Genomic DNA, 13,633 nt, shown 5'->3' on the forward strand with positions numbered 1-13,633 from the left:
TATCATTTTTTCATGAAGTCTCGCACCGTTATTATTCTTTGGGCCATTGCCCTCGTTCTCGGAATTGCCGCTTATGTCGTCAAATTCCACGGAGAGGAAGATCACTCTACACGCACCAAACTCGCTCCGGGAGACAGGCTGTATGAAAACTTGCCGGTTCGCCAAGTTGCCAAAGTTACAATCAGCCAGGGCAATAGTTCCACCCATTTGGTCAAAGGAAAAGACAATGAATGGGGAGTCGCAGAACGCGATGACTACCAAGTGAACTACGAATTGCTTCGAAACCTGTTAGGTGCGCTGAACGATCTGGAAGTCACCCAAGGGTATCCCGCTAGCAGCGAGCATTTTGGCCGTTTTGGGTTGGCGGATGAGACTAGCAAGGAGGACAGTGAGCTCGGTTATTTCGGTGCTGTTAGGGTCACGATGTCGGCAGAAGACGGAACTAAGCTGGCAGAAGTTTTGCTAGGGAAATACAGCGGCACAAGTCGCGTCGGTGGCCGATTTGTCAGGATTGATGGTGACGACAGCGGGGTTTACGCCGTTGGGCAAACATTCCCAGGCGTCACGGCAGAGCCAAAGGATTGGTTGAACAAGGACTTCATCAAGTTCGATCAAATCCAATCAATCACGCTAACCGCTCCAGACGATCCCTCGTTTACTGGTTGGAAACTTGTCCGACCCACGACGCAGGGGCAATTCAAGGTCGCAGACCTTAGCGATCAGGAACTGATGAAGTTGACATCGACCAATACCCTTCGTGATCTGTTCAACTATGCCGCTTTCCAAGATGTAATCAGTGGAAAAAAGGCCGCCGAGCTTGCCAATCCGGATGTTAAACTGAAACGCAAGGCTGTCATATCCACATTTGATGGACTCACATACACTCTGGTGTTCTGGCCACAAAAAGATGAGCCGAAAGACAAAGATGCAGACCCTCGCTTGCCGGCAGTCCAACCTAAGTATCTCCTAACGATCGCAGTGGACGCTGAGTTTCCAAAAACCAGAAACAAATCAGCCGATGAGAAGCCGGAGGATGCCCAAGCGCTTGATGCGCGGTTTAAACAACAGCAGATACTCGCTCGTGAGAAGTTAGCATTAGCAGAAAGATTACAGGGAAGAATTTTCCAGATCAGTCAAAGTGTGATCTCACCCTTGCAGAAGAAGCGTGCCGATTTTGTGACTGCTAAAAATCGGCCGTCTGCTTCGACTCCCCCGGTTCAGGTGCCTGCGCAACCTGCACCAACTCATCCCTTGCAGCCTCTGCCCCCACAACGCTAATCTGGGCATTGGGCCATTGATCTTTAATCTTGAGCTACACTCCGAGTAGGTCTATTTGATACTACATTATGAGTAATAATGTATCAGCATGGATGGCGTGGGAAGGTGGCGTTGATTTAGCCGCACAATACGAAGGCAAAGATGGCAGCATGATCTTAGTGCATGTGGCGGAAATGGTGACCACCCCTATTGGAGCTGCGCCCAGTGGCATGATCCTGCTTCAGGAAGCCGCTGATGCTGCACCGTCGCTTATTGGATTCATCTCCACAGACGCACGGATCGCCGAATATTTTGGGCCTAACATTTTCGCTGGCACACCTTTCGAAAATGCCCCAGGGCTTGAAGCCAGTATCGAAATTTCCCATGATGGTGATAGCTGCAGTGCCGAGGTTTCCGTAGCTGACACTCGGATTGAGGTCACCATGTCTGGGCTGTCGCAGACAACACGATCCACGCGAGAAGCCAATGCCGAGGCTCCATTTGTACAGCAAATCCTCGAACGTTCTAGCACTTCAGCAACCCTCAGCGTCAACGGTGAGGATATTGCAATTCAGCTATTTCCTGATGGGGAAAGAGGCGAACCCTCAGCTGCATTCACACCTGCTGGCATATACAGTCGATAGATTCGGCTCAATGCCACGTATGGTGCACCTGACTCCGTCTTTATGAAATCAATCTTCACCTCATCCTGTATCGCCCTGTTTGCGATATTGCCGCTGGCTCACTCCCAAGATCGCACAGAGCAACATCGCAAACTCCTCACAGATGCGCAAAAGATCATCTTTCTCGGAGACAGTATCACCTATGGCGGCAACTATGTGGCCAATTTTGAAACTTGGTTGCAGATAGCTTTTCCTGAGCGCCAGTTCTCAGTCATCAATATGGGGCTGGGTTCAGAGACTGTCTCTGGACTAAGTGAAAAAGGACACGCCGGAGGAAGGTTTCCGCGTCCGGACTTGCACACGAGGCTTGATAGCATTCTCACCAAAACCAAACCTGATCTGGTGTTCGCCTGTTACGGGATGAATTGCGGAATTCAAATGCCCTTTGACCAGAACCGTTTCGAGAAATACCAACAGGGTCTGATCAAACTGAAAACCAAAGTCGAGGCGACAGGAGCCAAGATCATTTTCATCACTCCGCCTTACTACGATTCACAAGTCAATAAGTCGAAAGCCTATTATACTGATGTGTTGGCGAAATACTCTGCTTGGCTTGTGTCTCAGCGAGCCAAGGGGTGGAATGTCATCGATCTGAACTCCCACATGACTGAAACCATTCAGGCGAAACGCAAGAGTGATCCTAAGTTCACAGTGCAAAAGGACGCAGTGCATCCCAATGCCGCGGGTCACTGGATCATGACTCAGCCGATTTTAAAATGGTTTGGAGACGATCAGGCTGCTGACAGCCAGAGTGTTGAAGACATGCTGCGCCAACACAGGTTGCCTGCAAAAATAGCCGTTCTGGAATTCAAAAGAATGGCCGTCTTGAGGAATGCATGGTTGACCGAAGCTGGACACAAACGACCTGGTGTTCCCAAGGGACTGCCACTCGCCAAAGCGAAAGCACAAGCGGAGGCGCTCACCAAGGAGATCGAAGCACTTTGTAAAGTCGAGTAAGTGGCCAATTAGGGTAAGGAGAAAATTTCTGAATACGCGGCAGGACTGTTCGTCGATTAAGCGAACATCAAAACCCCGCCGTTATGAAAACAATCCTCGCTACCCTCGCCACCATCATCGTTTCCTTCGCAGCTCTGCCTGAGAAAGCCGAAGCTGCCCCCCACCCTCACCACATTGGGCACAGCTACACATATTGTAGCGGTCATGCACCCTGCGGATGCCGAGTCTACAAACGCCGCATCATCGTAGGATACGATTGCTACCACCGTCCAATCTATCGCTACTACAGTGTGCCCGTTGTCCACCGCTGCCACCGGTATTGTGCGCCCGCACTATGGTCATCATGGCCACCACGGCAGTCTTCACCGGTCCCACGCCATCTATACCATCCGTGGTCCCCATGGCTGGATCACCGTCCGCCGATAGTGACACTTCACCCCGACCTAATAACCCCACAAGGAGGGCCGTCATGGCTCTCCTTGTTTTATTTCTGGCCGATTCTTTCCTTGAACCTCACCGCTATGAGGGAATGATGGGCGTATGAAAAAGTATCTGATGTTCTGCCTCACCATTCTACTGAGTGCTACCGCTCTCCAAGCAGCTCGTGAAAATGCCTTGGAAAAGGAAATGGAGGATTACGCTCGCGATTTCTACCGCGAGCACCCTGATGCTGCCGGTGATAAAAAATCGCGTGAGGCGCGTGAGGATTTGGTCAAAAAGATGAAAGGCGCTCAGGTTCTCGACTTAACCAAGGATCAGGAAAAAAAACTGCGCAAACGTGAGGACTTGGTCACTGACGGCACTTTCAAGACTGCCTTGGACCAACTCAAAGCTCTCAATAGTAAAGAGCCCGACGTCACTTTTCTGATCGCCTATGCGGAGAAAGAAAAAATCAAACCTGCCGAAAAGCTGCTGGCTCATCGCCTGATCCAGCACACTTACCAATCAGCGATGCAGAAAGCGACCGAGGCCCGCGGCCAACGCATGTATCAGGTCATGGCAAAATACACGGAGTATAAATCCGCCAACGGCAAAGCTCCTGCATCTCTTGCTGAGCTGAATCTACCCGACGACTGCAAGCAGTTTGTCGATCCCACCACTGGTGCAAAAAAAGATTGGATCTACATCGGCCATCTCGGGGCTCGACTCAAAGCCAATGAATCTCACATCGTATTGGCCGAGCCCGAGCCGTTAGGTGAGGCTCGTGTTTGCGGCCTGGACGATGGTAAGATTGTTAATTTCAAGGAGTCATCCATCAAAGAGCACTTGGACAAACTAGCCAATGCCACCCCATCCGGTGACGGTGATTCGTCAGGTGCAAACGTCCCAACCGGATCAAATTCCAATCACCCTGGATTCGCTACCTTCAAGAGCCTGATGAAAAAATACAAGATCCACAAACAGCTCAACGGGGGCAGAGCGCCTGAATCGCTATCGGATCTGGATCTAACAGACGAGGAAAAGCAATACACAGATCCTGATGGCGGCGGTAAGTCCGACTGGATTTTCCTTGGCGACAAGTCGAAGATCAAAAATGGCGACGGCACAGCATGTGTGTTGGTATCTCCAAAAGCTTACAAAGGTGTCCGCCTGATCGGATTAGCCGACGGTCGCACGGCCACAATCGCCGACAAAGACATTACTCCTCACCTTTCCAAATAACCAATCACACCAATACAACATGAGTTCTCTCACCAATACGATCACGGACGATATGAAAACAGCCATGCGCGAGCGCAATAAAACGGCTCTCAACGTCCTTCGCGCCTTAAAAACATCCATCACCAACGCCGCTATCGAAAAATCTGGAGCCGGCACTGAGCTCGACGACGCAGAGGTCACCGGTATCATTCGCAAGCAGATCAAGCAGCGTCAGGATTCCATCGAGCAGTTTGAAAAAGCCGGTCGTGCTGAACTCGCCGAAACCGAAAAAGAAGAAATTACCGTGCTCGAGGGCTATCTTCCGGAACAGCTTAGCCAAGAGGAAATCGAGGCTGCTGTCGATGCCGCCATCACCGAAGCTGCGGCGGAGTCTCGCAAAGATATTGGCAAGGTCATGCAAATACTTCAGGAGAAAACCGGTGGTCGAGCCGATGGCAAAACCCTTTCTCAGGCGGTGATGAAACGCCTTTCCTGAGTGTCATTGACTCGAACATCGCTTAGATGAAATTCGCCGCCATCATCGTAGCTGCCGGATCAAGCCGGCGTATGGGATTCGATAAACTGCTCGCCTCCTTGCGTGGTAAACCTGTGCTCCAGCACAGCATTGAGACATTTTTAGACTGTCCTTCGATCACCAACATCATCGTTGTCTGCCCTGCTGACCGTTTCGATTCCTTGGATCTTGAGTTTTCTAACAAGGTCATCCAGCGCGTCGACGGTGGCGTCGATCGTCATGATTCCGTTGCTGCAGGCCTGGCGGTACTGCCGAGTGATATTGACTACATCTCTGTGCACGATGGCGCCCGACCACTGATCACAGAAAAACAAATCGCCAAGGTCCTGCAGGCTGCTGTTGACCACGGTGCTGCGGCCTCAGCCCGCCCCGTTACTGAGACGGTGAAGCGTGCTAACGGCGATTGTATCGTCACTGAGTCGGTCAGTCGTGACAACCTCTGGCTGATGGAAACCCCGCAAATTTTCAAAGCCAGTCTGTTAGTCAATGCCTACCAACAAGTTCAGCAATCCGGTGCCCGGGTCACCGATGAAGTCTCCGCGATGGAGCTGATTGGTCAGGCCGTGCAGCTTGTCAGCAATGACAGTGCGAATCCCAAAATCACCTATCCAGCGGATATTGATCAGGCAGAAAAATTGTTAGGTTAATTCAGTGATGCTGATTGGTTCTGTGATAGGCTCATCGTTGATTCCACCGCTAGATGGATGACCAGACTATGAGGCAAGCGACAAACACTAACACAATCATAAAGTAGGGAAGAACTACGGCTGTCTTCACTGATATTAACGGATGTTTTCGACCGTTTTTCTCCATACGCTTAGCGTTCACACTTCCCAATTCAAGGAGTAACACGGCGATCAGCCCTATCACGGGCAAACCGTAACGCGCCATCTCTACGGCCACGTTATGTGCAAACCAGGCTGCTTCAAAATTGACCTGATGAATCGAGCCGTTCTCGACATGATCCTTATAGACGATCTCAGATTCACTTCTCAGAGTAGGTAGGAGTTTTAATAACAAAACAGCTAACAGCAGCATACCAGCACCTGTAATCAAGCCTAGCCACAATGAGAAAACTCCCGAAACGGCACCGACTTTTTTCAGGGCACTCATCCTATCGCTCGGTCCGTTACGCCCAGTCAGGCAGTTCGAGCTTGAACTCAGGAATGGGTGCCAGAACTTTGATGCCCTCGGCAGTGACTCCAAAAAAGGAACCGGAGGCTACCGCATTGTCTGCAATGACGTGGTAGCTGTTGTATGAAAAGTCTTCGCCCGGCTCGAGCGCCGGTGTCTGTCCCACTACCCCCTCGCCTTCAACGACTGTGAGTTCTCCCCCTAACTCGCGCACCATCCACTTTCTGCCCATGATCCGAACTCGTTCGGTCGACTGATTGACGATGGTCACAAAGTAGACAAAAGGATGAGGCTTCTCGGCCGGTGCATCCAGACTGGGCATGTAGATGACATCATCGATGCGGACTGAAAGCCCTTCCAGTTCTTTGTATTGCTTGGGCACGGTGGAATCTTGAATAAGAAAAAATGAAGAAGCAAGACTAGTCCCAATCTAACCACCCTGATGGGCAGCCAAGCGACGCAGCTTGCGCTTGATGCTGACTTTGGCAGCGGGGCTGATCCGATCTACAAAAAGAATGCCATTGAGGTGATCGACTTCGTGTTGAATCGCACGGGCGAGCAAACCGTCTGTTTCGAGTTCTATGACTGTGCCGTCTAACAGAGGAAGTTTGGCTTTGACGATACTGGGTCTGCGCACATTGGCTCTGACTTCGTGAATGCTGAGGCAACCTTCGCTATCTGATTCACGAGCCCCATCGAGTTCCAACTCTGGGTTAATGAAAATCAGTGGCATGATGTCATCCATTTTGGCATCCTCGCCATTGACCTTCAGAAAAGAAACGCATGACGGATCATGTGAAACATCGACGACAGCCATCCGGATATCTTTACCAACCTGGGGGGCTGCCAAACCGACGCCATTCGCATCGATCATGGTTTCCACCATGTCATCGGCGAGTTTGAGAGTCTGCTCATCAATCTCGTCAACGGGTCGGCATTTTTTGCGTAACACGGGGTCCCCGTATTGAGTGATATCTAGGATCATGAATCTAACTATTTATTATTTTCCAATGAGGACTCAGGCAGTTTGACTCGAGATGGGACATCTCTGGGGTTGATGCCAGCTGCGATTAAGGCGTTTTGCACACGGATGAATCCTTCGAGTGGCAAACCTTTATCTGGCTCCAGTTCGAGTTTCCGGTTGGGGAACTTTTCACGAAACACCTTCAGATAGTCAACCAGCATTTCTTCGTGGATACGTGTCGCATCCAAAGTGATGTTACCATCCGCCGAGACGGCGAGCACTGCCGCAGGTTCAACGACCTCGGATGTGATCTTGGAATCCTGAACCAGCGCCAGCTCGATATTCATCACTGGACGTTTGGTTTTTGGGTCAAACTCCACTGCGAAGTAGATCAACAAAATCGCCAGAATGTCGATCAAGGGAATGATCGGCACTTGAGGGATTTTACGTTGGACGCGTTGGAACTCCACGAGATCGGAAGGTTATCGGTTTTTGAAAAACACGTGCTGGTGACAGGCGGAAGTCACCTTGCCCATGAGCACCTCCAAACGGGCGGCCATGAGCTCGATTTTCCGATTGAAGTGACTATGGGCGATAACTGTGGGGACAGCGACAGCGAGACCTGCTACGGTGGTGTTGAGCGCCATGGCAATGCCTTGGCCGACACTGGCGTGATCGGCAGACTGACCAACGTTGGCGAAGACGATCACCAGTCCACTGGCCGTTCCCAGTAGTCCTAACAATGGAGCGATGGTAATGACGACTTCAAGTGTAGGCATGCCGGTATTCATCTTGACGATCTCCTCACGTGCGGCGGATTGAACAGCTTCCTGAACTTCCCCCTGAGTGCGGCCTGCATTGTGAAGAGCCACTTTGCAAAGACGGGCCAAAGATGTTTCCCCGGCTGTGAATTGATCCTGAAGACCGTTTAAGCTACCTTTTTCCAGATGCTCCTCAATCTGTTCTACCTCGACCACCAAGCTTTCAGGAATGATCAGGGACTTGGCGAGGGTCATGATCTTGTAGGCGACTACAGCGACGGCAACCACGGAACACGCCAAGATGGGCACCATAAACCATCCGCCGTTTCTGAAAAAATTCCACACCGTCTGCCATGCGGCGGGGTCCGAGCTATCCATGATGAGTTGCATTGTATTCGCTGAAATTTCGATGCACAGGGAATGCACTGGGACGGCGTGATGATCCAGCGGGAAATCAGGATTTCTTCAAGCGCCGACGGAAGCCCAGGTTAAAAATAGAAGTTGTAGATCAACTCCAAGGGTTCGCCTTTGAGTTCTTTGATCACGGACTTGGACATTTTTGGGAGTTTGGCCTGGCGAATGGCTCGTTGAGTGAAGCCTCGCTCGATCAGGTTGCCTTCAACAACTTCTTGCACCTTGATACCAGAGACCTTGCCGTTCTCATCCACATAGAAGCGCATCGAGATGACACCGGGCACGATATGATCGCGGTATTGTTCACAATTCCTTCGCCACTGTAATTCCACGGCCTTACTCACTAAAGCTTGATACCTGCCTAACGGTGAGTTCTTGACGTTGAGCGCGCTTTTACCGCGACGGGAAATCGATCCGGTAACCTTGGTCTTGCGAGACAGGCCATTGAAGCCATCCTTTTTAGGATCTTGTTCGGTTGCGTCACCACGACCGTCTTTTTTCGCACCTTCGTTAGGCTTTTCTTTCGGACTCTCATCCGCTTTGGGTCTGTCTTGGATGGCTTTTTTTCCGTCACCATCATCTGCGGTAGGTAACATCAGCCCCTGTTCGAGATGTTTGTTTTTCGGACGAGCTGATTCTCCTTCATCGGGTTTGGGGGTGACCAAGGTAGGAGCTTCGTCGATAGTGGATGAATCCTTGCGAGCAGAGGCCTCCTGTGGTGTTTCTGTTTCTTCGCCAGTTTTATCCATCCCTACCGAGCCATCCTTGTGGGTGCTATCAACCGTTTCAACGTGGTCTGGGTGGAGCGGCGCTGATCCGTCTTGTGACGGAGTGTTAGGAGGAGCTCCGGGTGTGGGAGCTTGTTCGGATGCCGCACGAGTATCGCGCTCACCAAGTATGTCCGTGGGGGCATCAGGCGTTCCCGCCTGATCGGCAGATGTGCGGGCAAAACGACGGTCGGCCTCCTTGGATGGAGCCACTTGATCTGCCTTCGGTTTGACTACCACTGAGGGTTTCGGTGTAGGTGTCTGAGCGGCCACTTCAGGCTTGGGGGGCTGAGGAGGTTTCGGCAAGGGTTGAAGTTGCGGTTCGTCCGTCGGTGGCTCTGGTAGCGGAAGTGGTTTCGGCTCAGGAAGCGGCAACATTGGGCGAAGCATCACAGTCACTTCGGGCTCCGGTCGTGGCTCACTGGGAGGTGCTTGAAATGCAAACAGCGGCAGGTCCCAAACAAGAAGTAGTATCCAGAGTGCAAAGACAAATGCATGGACTCCCACAGCCGCGACCACAGAGATGGCGGCACGTTTTTGCAGGAGTGTGAACTGGCTCACGAGCAGACCCTAATTCCTCCAGCAAAAAGCTCAAATTCTAAATCCGATAACAGTGTTCGTTGACTTCGCTTCCCCCACCCCTCACCATCCTCCTGTGAACATTGACGTGGAAGGTATCGAGCCACAACGCATCGACCAGTTTCTCAGTAATCGCCTGCAGGATCTGTCACGATCCAAAATCCAGTCATTGCTCAAGTCGGGAGATATTTTGCTAAATGGCAGCAAGGCGAAAGCAAAGCAGACCATTTCCAATGGCGATGCCATCTCGGTCATCTTGCCAGAACAGGAAGAAGCCGAGAAGACTCCCGCCCAAGACATTCCGCTGAATGTGTTGTATGAAGATGACGATATTATCGTTGTGGATAAGGAACCGGGCATGGTTGTACATCCGGCAGCTGGCAATGCCGATGGAACTCTGGTCAACGCGCTGCTATTCCATTGCAAAGGCAAACTCTCAGGAATGAGCGGCATCAGTGATGACGAGCCCGATATTGATATTCACAGACCGGGTATTGTTCATCGTCTGGACAAAGATACCTCCGGCTGCATGGTGGCGGCTAAAACCGATGAGGCGCATCGACATCTGGCCAATCAGTTCGCGTCCCGGAGTAACGAAAAACGCTATCTCACTGTCGTCCAAAGTAAACCTAACAAAGCTGAAGACACCATCTTCACCCACATCGGCAGGCACCCTGTGAACCGGATGAAAATGACGGTGGTGAACCCCGGCAGCGGCAAAACAGCGATCACCGACTACCGAGTGCTTCACACAGCGAAAGATGGAACCACGCTCATCTTATGTGACCTGCACACGGGACGAACCCACCAAATTCGAGTCCATATGGTTCATCTAGGCACCCCTATTTTGGGAGATCCCATCTATGCGAAACCCGCACGTCAAGTGACCCAACCTGGTCGGCTCATGCTCCACGCATGGCAGTTGGTCATTGATCACCCGAGGACTGGAGAACGCATGGCCTTCCAGTCAGAAATTCCGGAGGAATACAAGCCATGGACTGATGCTGCTGAGTTGGAGTAGAATGACTTTGGTCTGAACTGCTATTCAGATTGCGTCTAACCAAATTTTGTTTTAATGTGTGGCCATGAATGACGAGTCATTAATTGATGCCCTGATGCCTGCTGTGCAACAACAGCTGGAATCCGCAGAGACTCCGTATGTCAAAACCACGTATACTCGCTTGGTAGAAAAAGAGGGTCTCAGTCCGGACGAGGCCATGGAAGCGATTGCACTGTGCTTAGCCGATGAGTCTAACCGCATGTATATCGACAAGCGGGATTTCGATGAAGATCGTTATCAGGAACTGCTCTATTCTCTTCCTGAGTCGCTCGAGAATTAGATAGGGTATCATCACAGTGACACCGAGGTCCACTGAATTACTCGCCCTTATCTTCGCCTTCCTCTTCAAGAGGAGCCTTGGGTAGCTTGTCGACTTCCTCAAGAATGTTGACCATTTCCACGCCTCTTTCGGCGGAGTTATCGATTCGGAAATCGAGGATCGGTGTGCAGCGCAGGACCACACGTTTGGCGATGCGGCTTTGGATCAGGCCACGCTTTTGAGCGAGCTGTTCCAGAACATTGGGCACATGCCCACCAAGAACTCCGATAAAGACCTTGGCTTCGCGTAGATCCTGAGTGATTTCCACACCACTAACTGTAACCAGAGCACCGGCGAATTCGAAATCGCGCTGCAGCACCGTGCTGATTTCACGGCGAAGCAGTTCGTTAATTCTATCCAGGCGTTGGCTCATGGTTTTTGTGGAGTTTTACGAATGAAAAATCGTAGCACCTAGAGTGTTTGAGGGATCTTATCGAGGATGTAGCACTCGATGACATCGCCTTCTTCGTATTCATCAAAGTTGCCAAGACGGATACCACATTCGATGCCTGTTTTGACTTCGTCGACTTCGTCCATGTGGCGGCGAAGGGTGGACATCTTGCCATCGAAAACAGGAACCTTGCCGCGCAGCACACGGGCGTGCGCGGTGCGGGAGACTTTACCGTCCTTGATAATACAACCAGCAGCCTTGCCCTTGCGGACTTTGAAGACCTGCTTCACATCGGCGTGACCAATGATGGTCTCACGTGTGACTGGATCAAGAAGTCCAAGCATGGATTCTTCGACAGTATCAAGCAGTTCGTAAACCACTGAGAAAAGTTTGATCTGAACGTCCTCGCTGCGGGCTGCCTTGACGGCTTTGGATTCCACTTTGGTATTGAATCCTAACACCACGGCGCCGGATGAACTGGCCATGAGGATGTCGCCCTCGGTGATGGCACCGGCAGCGGCACTGATGAAGCGGGGCTCCACCTTGTCGCTCTTGATCTCCTCGACAGCATTTTGAATGGCTTGCACGGAACCCTGCACGTCACCTTTGAGGATGATGTTGAGCTGGAGTTTGTTGTCGCCTTGAACCATGGACATCAGATCTTCCATACGGCTCATCTTAGGACGCTGGAGGCGGCTGTTGCGCTTGGCTTCGAGACGTTCCTCGGAAAGTTTCTTGGCAGCTTTTTCGTTCTTCATCTGCACAAGCTCATCACCTACGTGTGGCAGCTCGGCGAAACCGACGACCTCCACAGGTATGGCTGGGCCAGCTTCTTTAACTTGCTCGCCGAGGTCGTTGAACATGCTCTTGACCTTACCTGCGTATGGACCGCAGATGAATGGCACGCCAGTCTTGAGAGTGCCTGCTCGCACGATGACAGTAGCGGTAGGTCCTTTACCTGGCTGGATGCTGGCCTCGATGACTGAGGCACGAGCATTGGCGCGTGGGTTAGCCTTGAGTTCGAGCACTTCAGCCTGAAGAGCCATCAGTTCTAACAAATCGTCCATTCCCTGCCCGGTGATGGCGGAAACTTCCACACATTCGGTTTCACCTCCGAAGTCAACGGGCTGCAAGCCGTGCTCCATGAGCTGGGTTTTCACACGCATTGGATCGGCACCAGGCATGTCGCACTTATTGATCGCGACGATGACGGTTTTTTCCGCTTTCTTGGCGTGTTCGATAGCTTCCTTGGTCTGAGGCATGATGCCATCATCTGCAGCGATAACGAGCACAACGATGTCTGTGACATCGGCACCACGGGCGCGCATCTCAGTAAAAATTGAGTGACCTGGGGTATCGATGAAACTGATCGGGTGGCCATGATGGACAACGTGGTAGGCTCCGATATGCTGGGTAATCCCACCTGCTTCACCTTTGGTGACACGGCTTTTACGCACATAGTCCAGAAGTGATGTCTTACCGTGGTCGACGTGACCCATGAAAGTGATGATGGGAGCACGATACTCGAGTTTCTCCTCTGGCTCGTGTTCAACGGCCTTGGGTTCTTTGATCTTTTTCTTCTCCTTGTGAACACCACCGCCTTTTTCACGCTTCTCGCGCTCGAAGACAAAGCCGTGCATTTCACAAAGTTTCTCCGCGATGTCGGGCTCGATGGCCTGGTGTGGAGCAACGAAAACCTCAAGCTTGATGAGGTCAGCCATTAGCTGGAAAGATTTCAACTCCATCAAGTCAGCCAGATCGCTAACGATGATTGGGGGTTTGATCGTGATGATTTTACCATCTTTGACCTCGGCCACTTTCTCAGAACCTTCATCATCGGATGATTCTGGAGACGATTTGGCGGCTTCTTTCGAGGCTGTGAATTCATCCACGGGATCCAAGATCTTGGAAATCGTTGGCATCTGCCTTTTCAATCCACCGGTCTTTTTGACAACGGAAGTTTTTTTCTTCGTGCTGTCATCCTCGAAAATATCCAAAGCTTCTTTTTTCTGAGCATCCACGCTTTTAACCTTGGACGCCTCCTCAATACGCTGACGCTCACGACGCGACAGTTTCTTCTCAGGATTATCATCAATGAGATCGAGTACGTCTTTGGATTTTTTCGGTTTATCGCTGGAATCTGCCATGCTGGATAGTTAGTGGGTAGGAAG

Annotated in this window: 17 protein-coding genes; 9 read left to right on the forward strand and 8 right to left on the reverse strand. The window is 51.3% G+C overall.

Annotation, left to right across the window (positions count from 1 at the left end; genetic code table 11):
• Positions 1-12: 12 nt before the first annotated feature.
• The 7 genes from ACSPJT_RS01835 (at position 13) to ispD (ending at position 5,720) form a co-directional block, all read left to right on the forward strand.
• The gene (locus ACSPJT_RS01835; RefSeq protein WP_435894666.1) at positions 13-1,278 is read left to right on the forward strand and encodes a DUF4340 domain-containing protein; all 1,266 of its coding nucleotides are present in this window, start codon (positions 13-15) and stop codon (positions 1,276-1,278) included.
• A 68-nt stretch (positions 1,279-1,346) separates the two neighbouring features.
• Complete coding sequence (locus tag ACSPJT_RS01840) at positions 1,347-1,901, forward strand: hypothetical protein (protein ID WP_435894667.1); 555 nt, start codon at positions 1,347-1,349, stop codon at positions 1,899-1,901.
• A 42-nt stretch (positions 1,902-1,943) separates the two neighbouring features.
• On the forward strand, positions 1,944-2,897 hold the full coding sequence (locus ACSPJT_RS01845) for an SGNH/GDSL hydrolase family protein (RefSeq protein WP_435894668.1): 954 nt from the start codon (positions 1,944-1,946) through the stop codon (positions 2,895-2,897).
• Positions 2,898-2,980: 83 nt separating this feature from the next.
• The gene (locus tag ACSPJT_RS01850; RefSeq protein WP_435894669.1) at positions 2,981-3,430 is read left to right on the forward strand and encodes a hypothetical protein; all 450 of its coding nucleotides are present in this window, start codon (positions 2,981-2,983) and stop codon (positions 3,428-3,430) included.
• A 7-nt stretch (positions 3,431-3,437) separates the two neighbouring features.
• Complete coding sequence (locus ACSPJT_RS01855) at positions 3,438-4,559, forward strand: hypothetical protein (RefSeq protein ID WP_435894670.1); 1,122 nt, start codon at positions 3,438-3,440, stop codon at positions 4,557-4,559.
• A gap of 19 nt (positions 4,560-4,578) precedes the next feature.
• Positions 4,579-5,034 carry a GatB/YqeY domain-containing protein gene (locus tag ACSPJT_RS01860; protein WP_435894671.1) on the forward strand — a complete coding sequence of 152 codons (456 nt, stop codon included), beginning with the start codon at positions 4,579-4,581 and terminating at the stop codon, positions 5,032-5,034.
• Between the two features lie 26 nt (positions 5,035-5,060).
• Positions 5,061-5,720: a 2-C-methyl-D-erythritol 4-phosphate cytidylyltransferase gene (gene ispD / locus ACSPJT_RS01865; protein ID WP_435894672.1), complete on the forward strand. Its 660-nt coding sequence runs from the start codon at positions 5,061-5,063 to the stop codon at positions 5,718-5,720.
• A gap of 49 nt (positions 5,721-5,769) precedes the next feature.
• Here the strand turns inward: ispD and ACSPJT_RS01870 are convergent, their stop codons facing one another.
• The 6 genes from ACSPJT_RS01870 to ACSPJT_RS01895 all read right to left on the reverse strand — a co-directional run bounded on the left by ACSPJT_RS01870 (position 5,770) and on the right by ACSPJT_RS01895 (position 9,674).
• On the reverse strand, positions 5,770-6,186 hold the full coding sequence (locus tag ACSPJT_RS01870; protein WP_435894673.1) for a hypothetical protein: 417 nt from the start codon (positions 6,184-6,186) through the stop codon (positions 5,770-5,772).
• A 16-nt stretch (positions 6,187-6,202) separates the two neighbouring features.
• The gene (locus ACSPJT_RS01875; protein ID WP_435894674.1) at positions 6,203-6,589 is read right to left on the reverse strand and encodes an ApaG domain-containing protein; all 387 of its coding nucleotides are present in this window, start codon (positions 6,587-6,589) and stop codon (positions 6,203-6,205) included.
• 48 nt (positions 6,590-6,637) lie between these two features.
• On the reverse strand, positions 6,638-7,192 hold the full coding sequence (gene def / locus ACSPJT_RS01880) for a peptide deformylase (RefSeq protein WP_435894675.1): 555 nt from the start codon (positions 7,190-7,192) through the stop codon (positions 6,638-6,640).
• 8 nt (positions 7,193-7,200) lie between these two features.
• Positions 7,201-7,641 carry an ExbD/TolR family protein gene (locus ACSPJT_RS01885; RefSeq protein WP_435894676.1) on the reverse strand — a complete coding sequence of 147 codons (441 nt, stop codon included), beginning with the start codon at positions 7,639-7,641 and terminating at the stop codon, positions 7,201-7,203.
• 12 nt (positions 7,642-7,653) lie between these two features.
• Positions 7,654-8,310 (reverse strand): MotA/TolQ/ExbB proton channel family protein, encoded by a 657-nt coding sequence (locus ACSPJT_RS01890; protein WP_435894677.1) that lies wholly within the window; start codon positions 8,308-8,310, stop codon positions 7,654-7,656.
• 110 nt (positions 8,311-8,420) lie between these two features.
• Positions 8,421-9,674 (reverse strand): hypothetical protein, encoded by a 1,254-nt coding sequence (locus tag ACSPJT_RS01895; RefSeq protein ID WP_435894678.1) that lies wholly within the window; start codon positions 9,672-9,674, stop codon positions 8,421-8,423.
• Between the two features lie 94 nt (positions 9,675-9,768).
• Between ACSPJT_RS01895 and ACSPJT_RS01900 the strand changes: the two genes are divergently transcribed.
• A complete protein-coding gene (locus tag ACSPJT_RS01900; protein ID WP_435894679.1) occupies positions 9,769-10,713 on the forward strand; it encodes an RluA family pseudouridine synthase in 945 nt (314 codons plus the stop codon).
• A 64-nt stretch (positions 10,714-10,777) separates the two neighbouring features.
• On the forward strand, positions 10,778-11,032 hold the full coding sequence (locus ACSPJT_RS01905; RefSeq protein ID WP_435894680.1) for a hypothetical protein: 255 nt from the start codon (positions 10,778-10,780) through the stop codon (positions 11,030-11,032).
• 37 nt (positions 11,033-11,069) lie between these two features.
• On the opposite strand, the gene rbfA is transcribed toward ACSPJT_RS01905, so the two are convergent.
• The gene (gene rbfA, locus ACSPJT_RS01910) at positions 11,070-11,444 is read right to left on the reverse strand and encodes a 30S ribosome-binding factor RbfA (protein ID WP_435894681.1); all 375 of its coding nucleotides are present in this window, start codon (positions 11,442-11,444) and stop codon (positions 11,070-11,072) included.
• Between the two features lie 38 nt (positions 11,445-11,482).
• Positions 11,483-13,609, reverse strand: a complete 2,127-nt coding sequence (infB, locus tag ACSPJT_RS01915) for a translation initiation factor IF-2 (RefSeq protein WP_435894682.1) — start codon at positions 13,607-13,609, stop codon at positions 11,483-11,485.
• Positions 13,610-13,633: the final 24 nt, after the last annotated feature.

The sequence above is a fragment of the Oceaniferula spumae genome, from assembly GCF_042849255.1.
In the GTDB taxonomy this organism is placed as follows: domain Bacteria; phylum Verrucomicrobiota; class Verrucomicrobiia; order Verrucomicrobiales; family Akkermansiaceae; genus Oceaniferula; species Oceaniferula spumae.

Excerpts from the sequence above, each read along its gene's own strand:
- ACSPJT_RS01835 (WP_435894666.1), top strand. The coding sequence starts at position 13 with ATGAAGTCTCGCACCGTTATTATTCTTTGGGCCATTGCCCTCGTTCTC.
- ACSPJT_RS01840 (WP_435894667.1), top strand. The coding sequence starts at position 1,347 with ATGAGTAATAATGTATCAGCATGGATGGCGTGGGAAGGTGGCGTTGAT.
- ACSPJT_RS01845 (WP_435894668.1), top strand. The coding sequence starts at position 1,944 with ATGAAATCAATCTTCACCTCATCCTGTATCGCCCTGTTTGCGATATTG.
- ACSPJT_RS01850 (WP_435894669.1), top strand. The coding sequence starts at position 2,981 with ATGAAAACAATCCTCGCTACCCTCGCCACCATCATCGTTTCCTTCGCA.
- ACSPJT_RS01855 (WP_435894670.1), top strand. The coding sequence starts at position 3,438 with ATGAAAAAGTATCTGATGTTCTGCCTCACCATTCTACTGAGTGCTACC.
- ACSPJT_RS01860 (WP_435894671.1), top strand. The coding sequence starts at position 4,579 with ATGAGTTCTCTCACCAATACGATCACGGACGATATGAAAACAGCCATG.
- ispD (WP_435894672.1), top strand. The coding sequence starts at position 5,061 with ATGAAATTCGCCGCCATCATCGTAGCTGCCGGATCAAGCCGGCGTATG.
- ACSPJT_RS01870 (WP_435894673.1), bottom strand. The coding sequence starts at position 6,186 with ATGAGTGCCCTGAAAAAAGTCGGTGCCGTTTCGGGAGTTTTCTCATTG.
- def (WP_435894675.1), bottom strand. The coding sequence starts at position 7,192 with ATGATCCTAGATATCACTCAATACGGGGACCCCGTGTTACGCAAAAAA.
- ACSPJT_RS01890 (WP_435894677.1), bottom strand. The coding sequence starts at position 8,310 with ATGGATAGCTCGGACCCCGCCGCATGGCAGACGGTGTGGAATTTTTTC.
- ACSPJT_RS01905 (WP_435894680.1), top strand. The coding sequence starts at position 10,778 with ATGAATGACGAGTCATTAATTGATGCCCTGATGCCTGCTGTGCAACAA.
- rbfA (WP_435894681.1), bottom strand. The coding sequence starts at position 11,444 with ATGAGCCAACGCCTGGATAGAATTAACGAACTGCTTCGCCGTGAAATC.
- infB (WP_435894682.1), bottom strand. The coding sequence starts at position 13,609 with ATGGCAGATTCCAGCGATAAACCGAAAAAATCCAAAGACGTACTCGAT.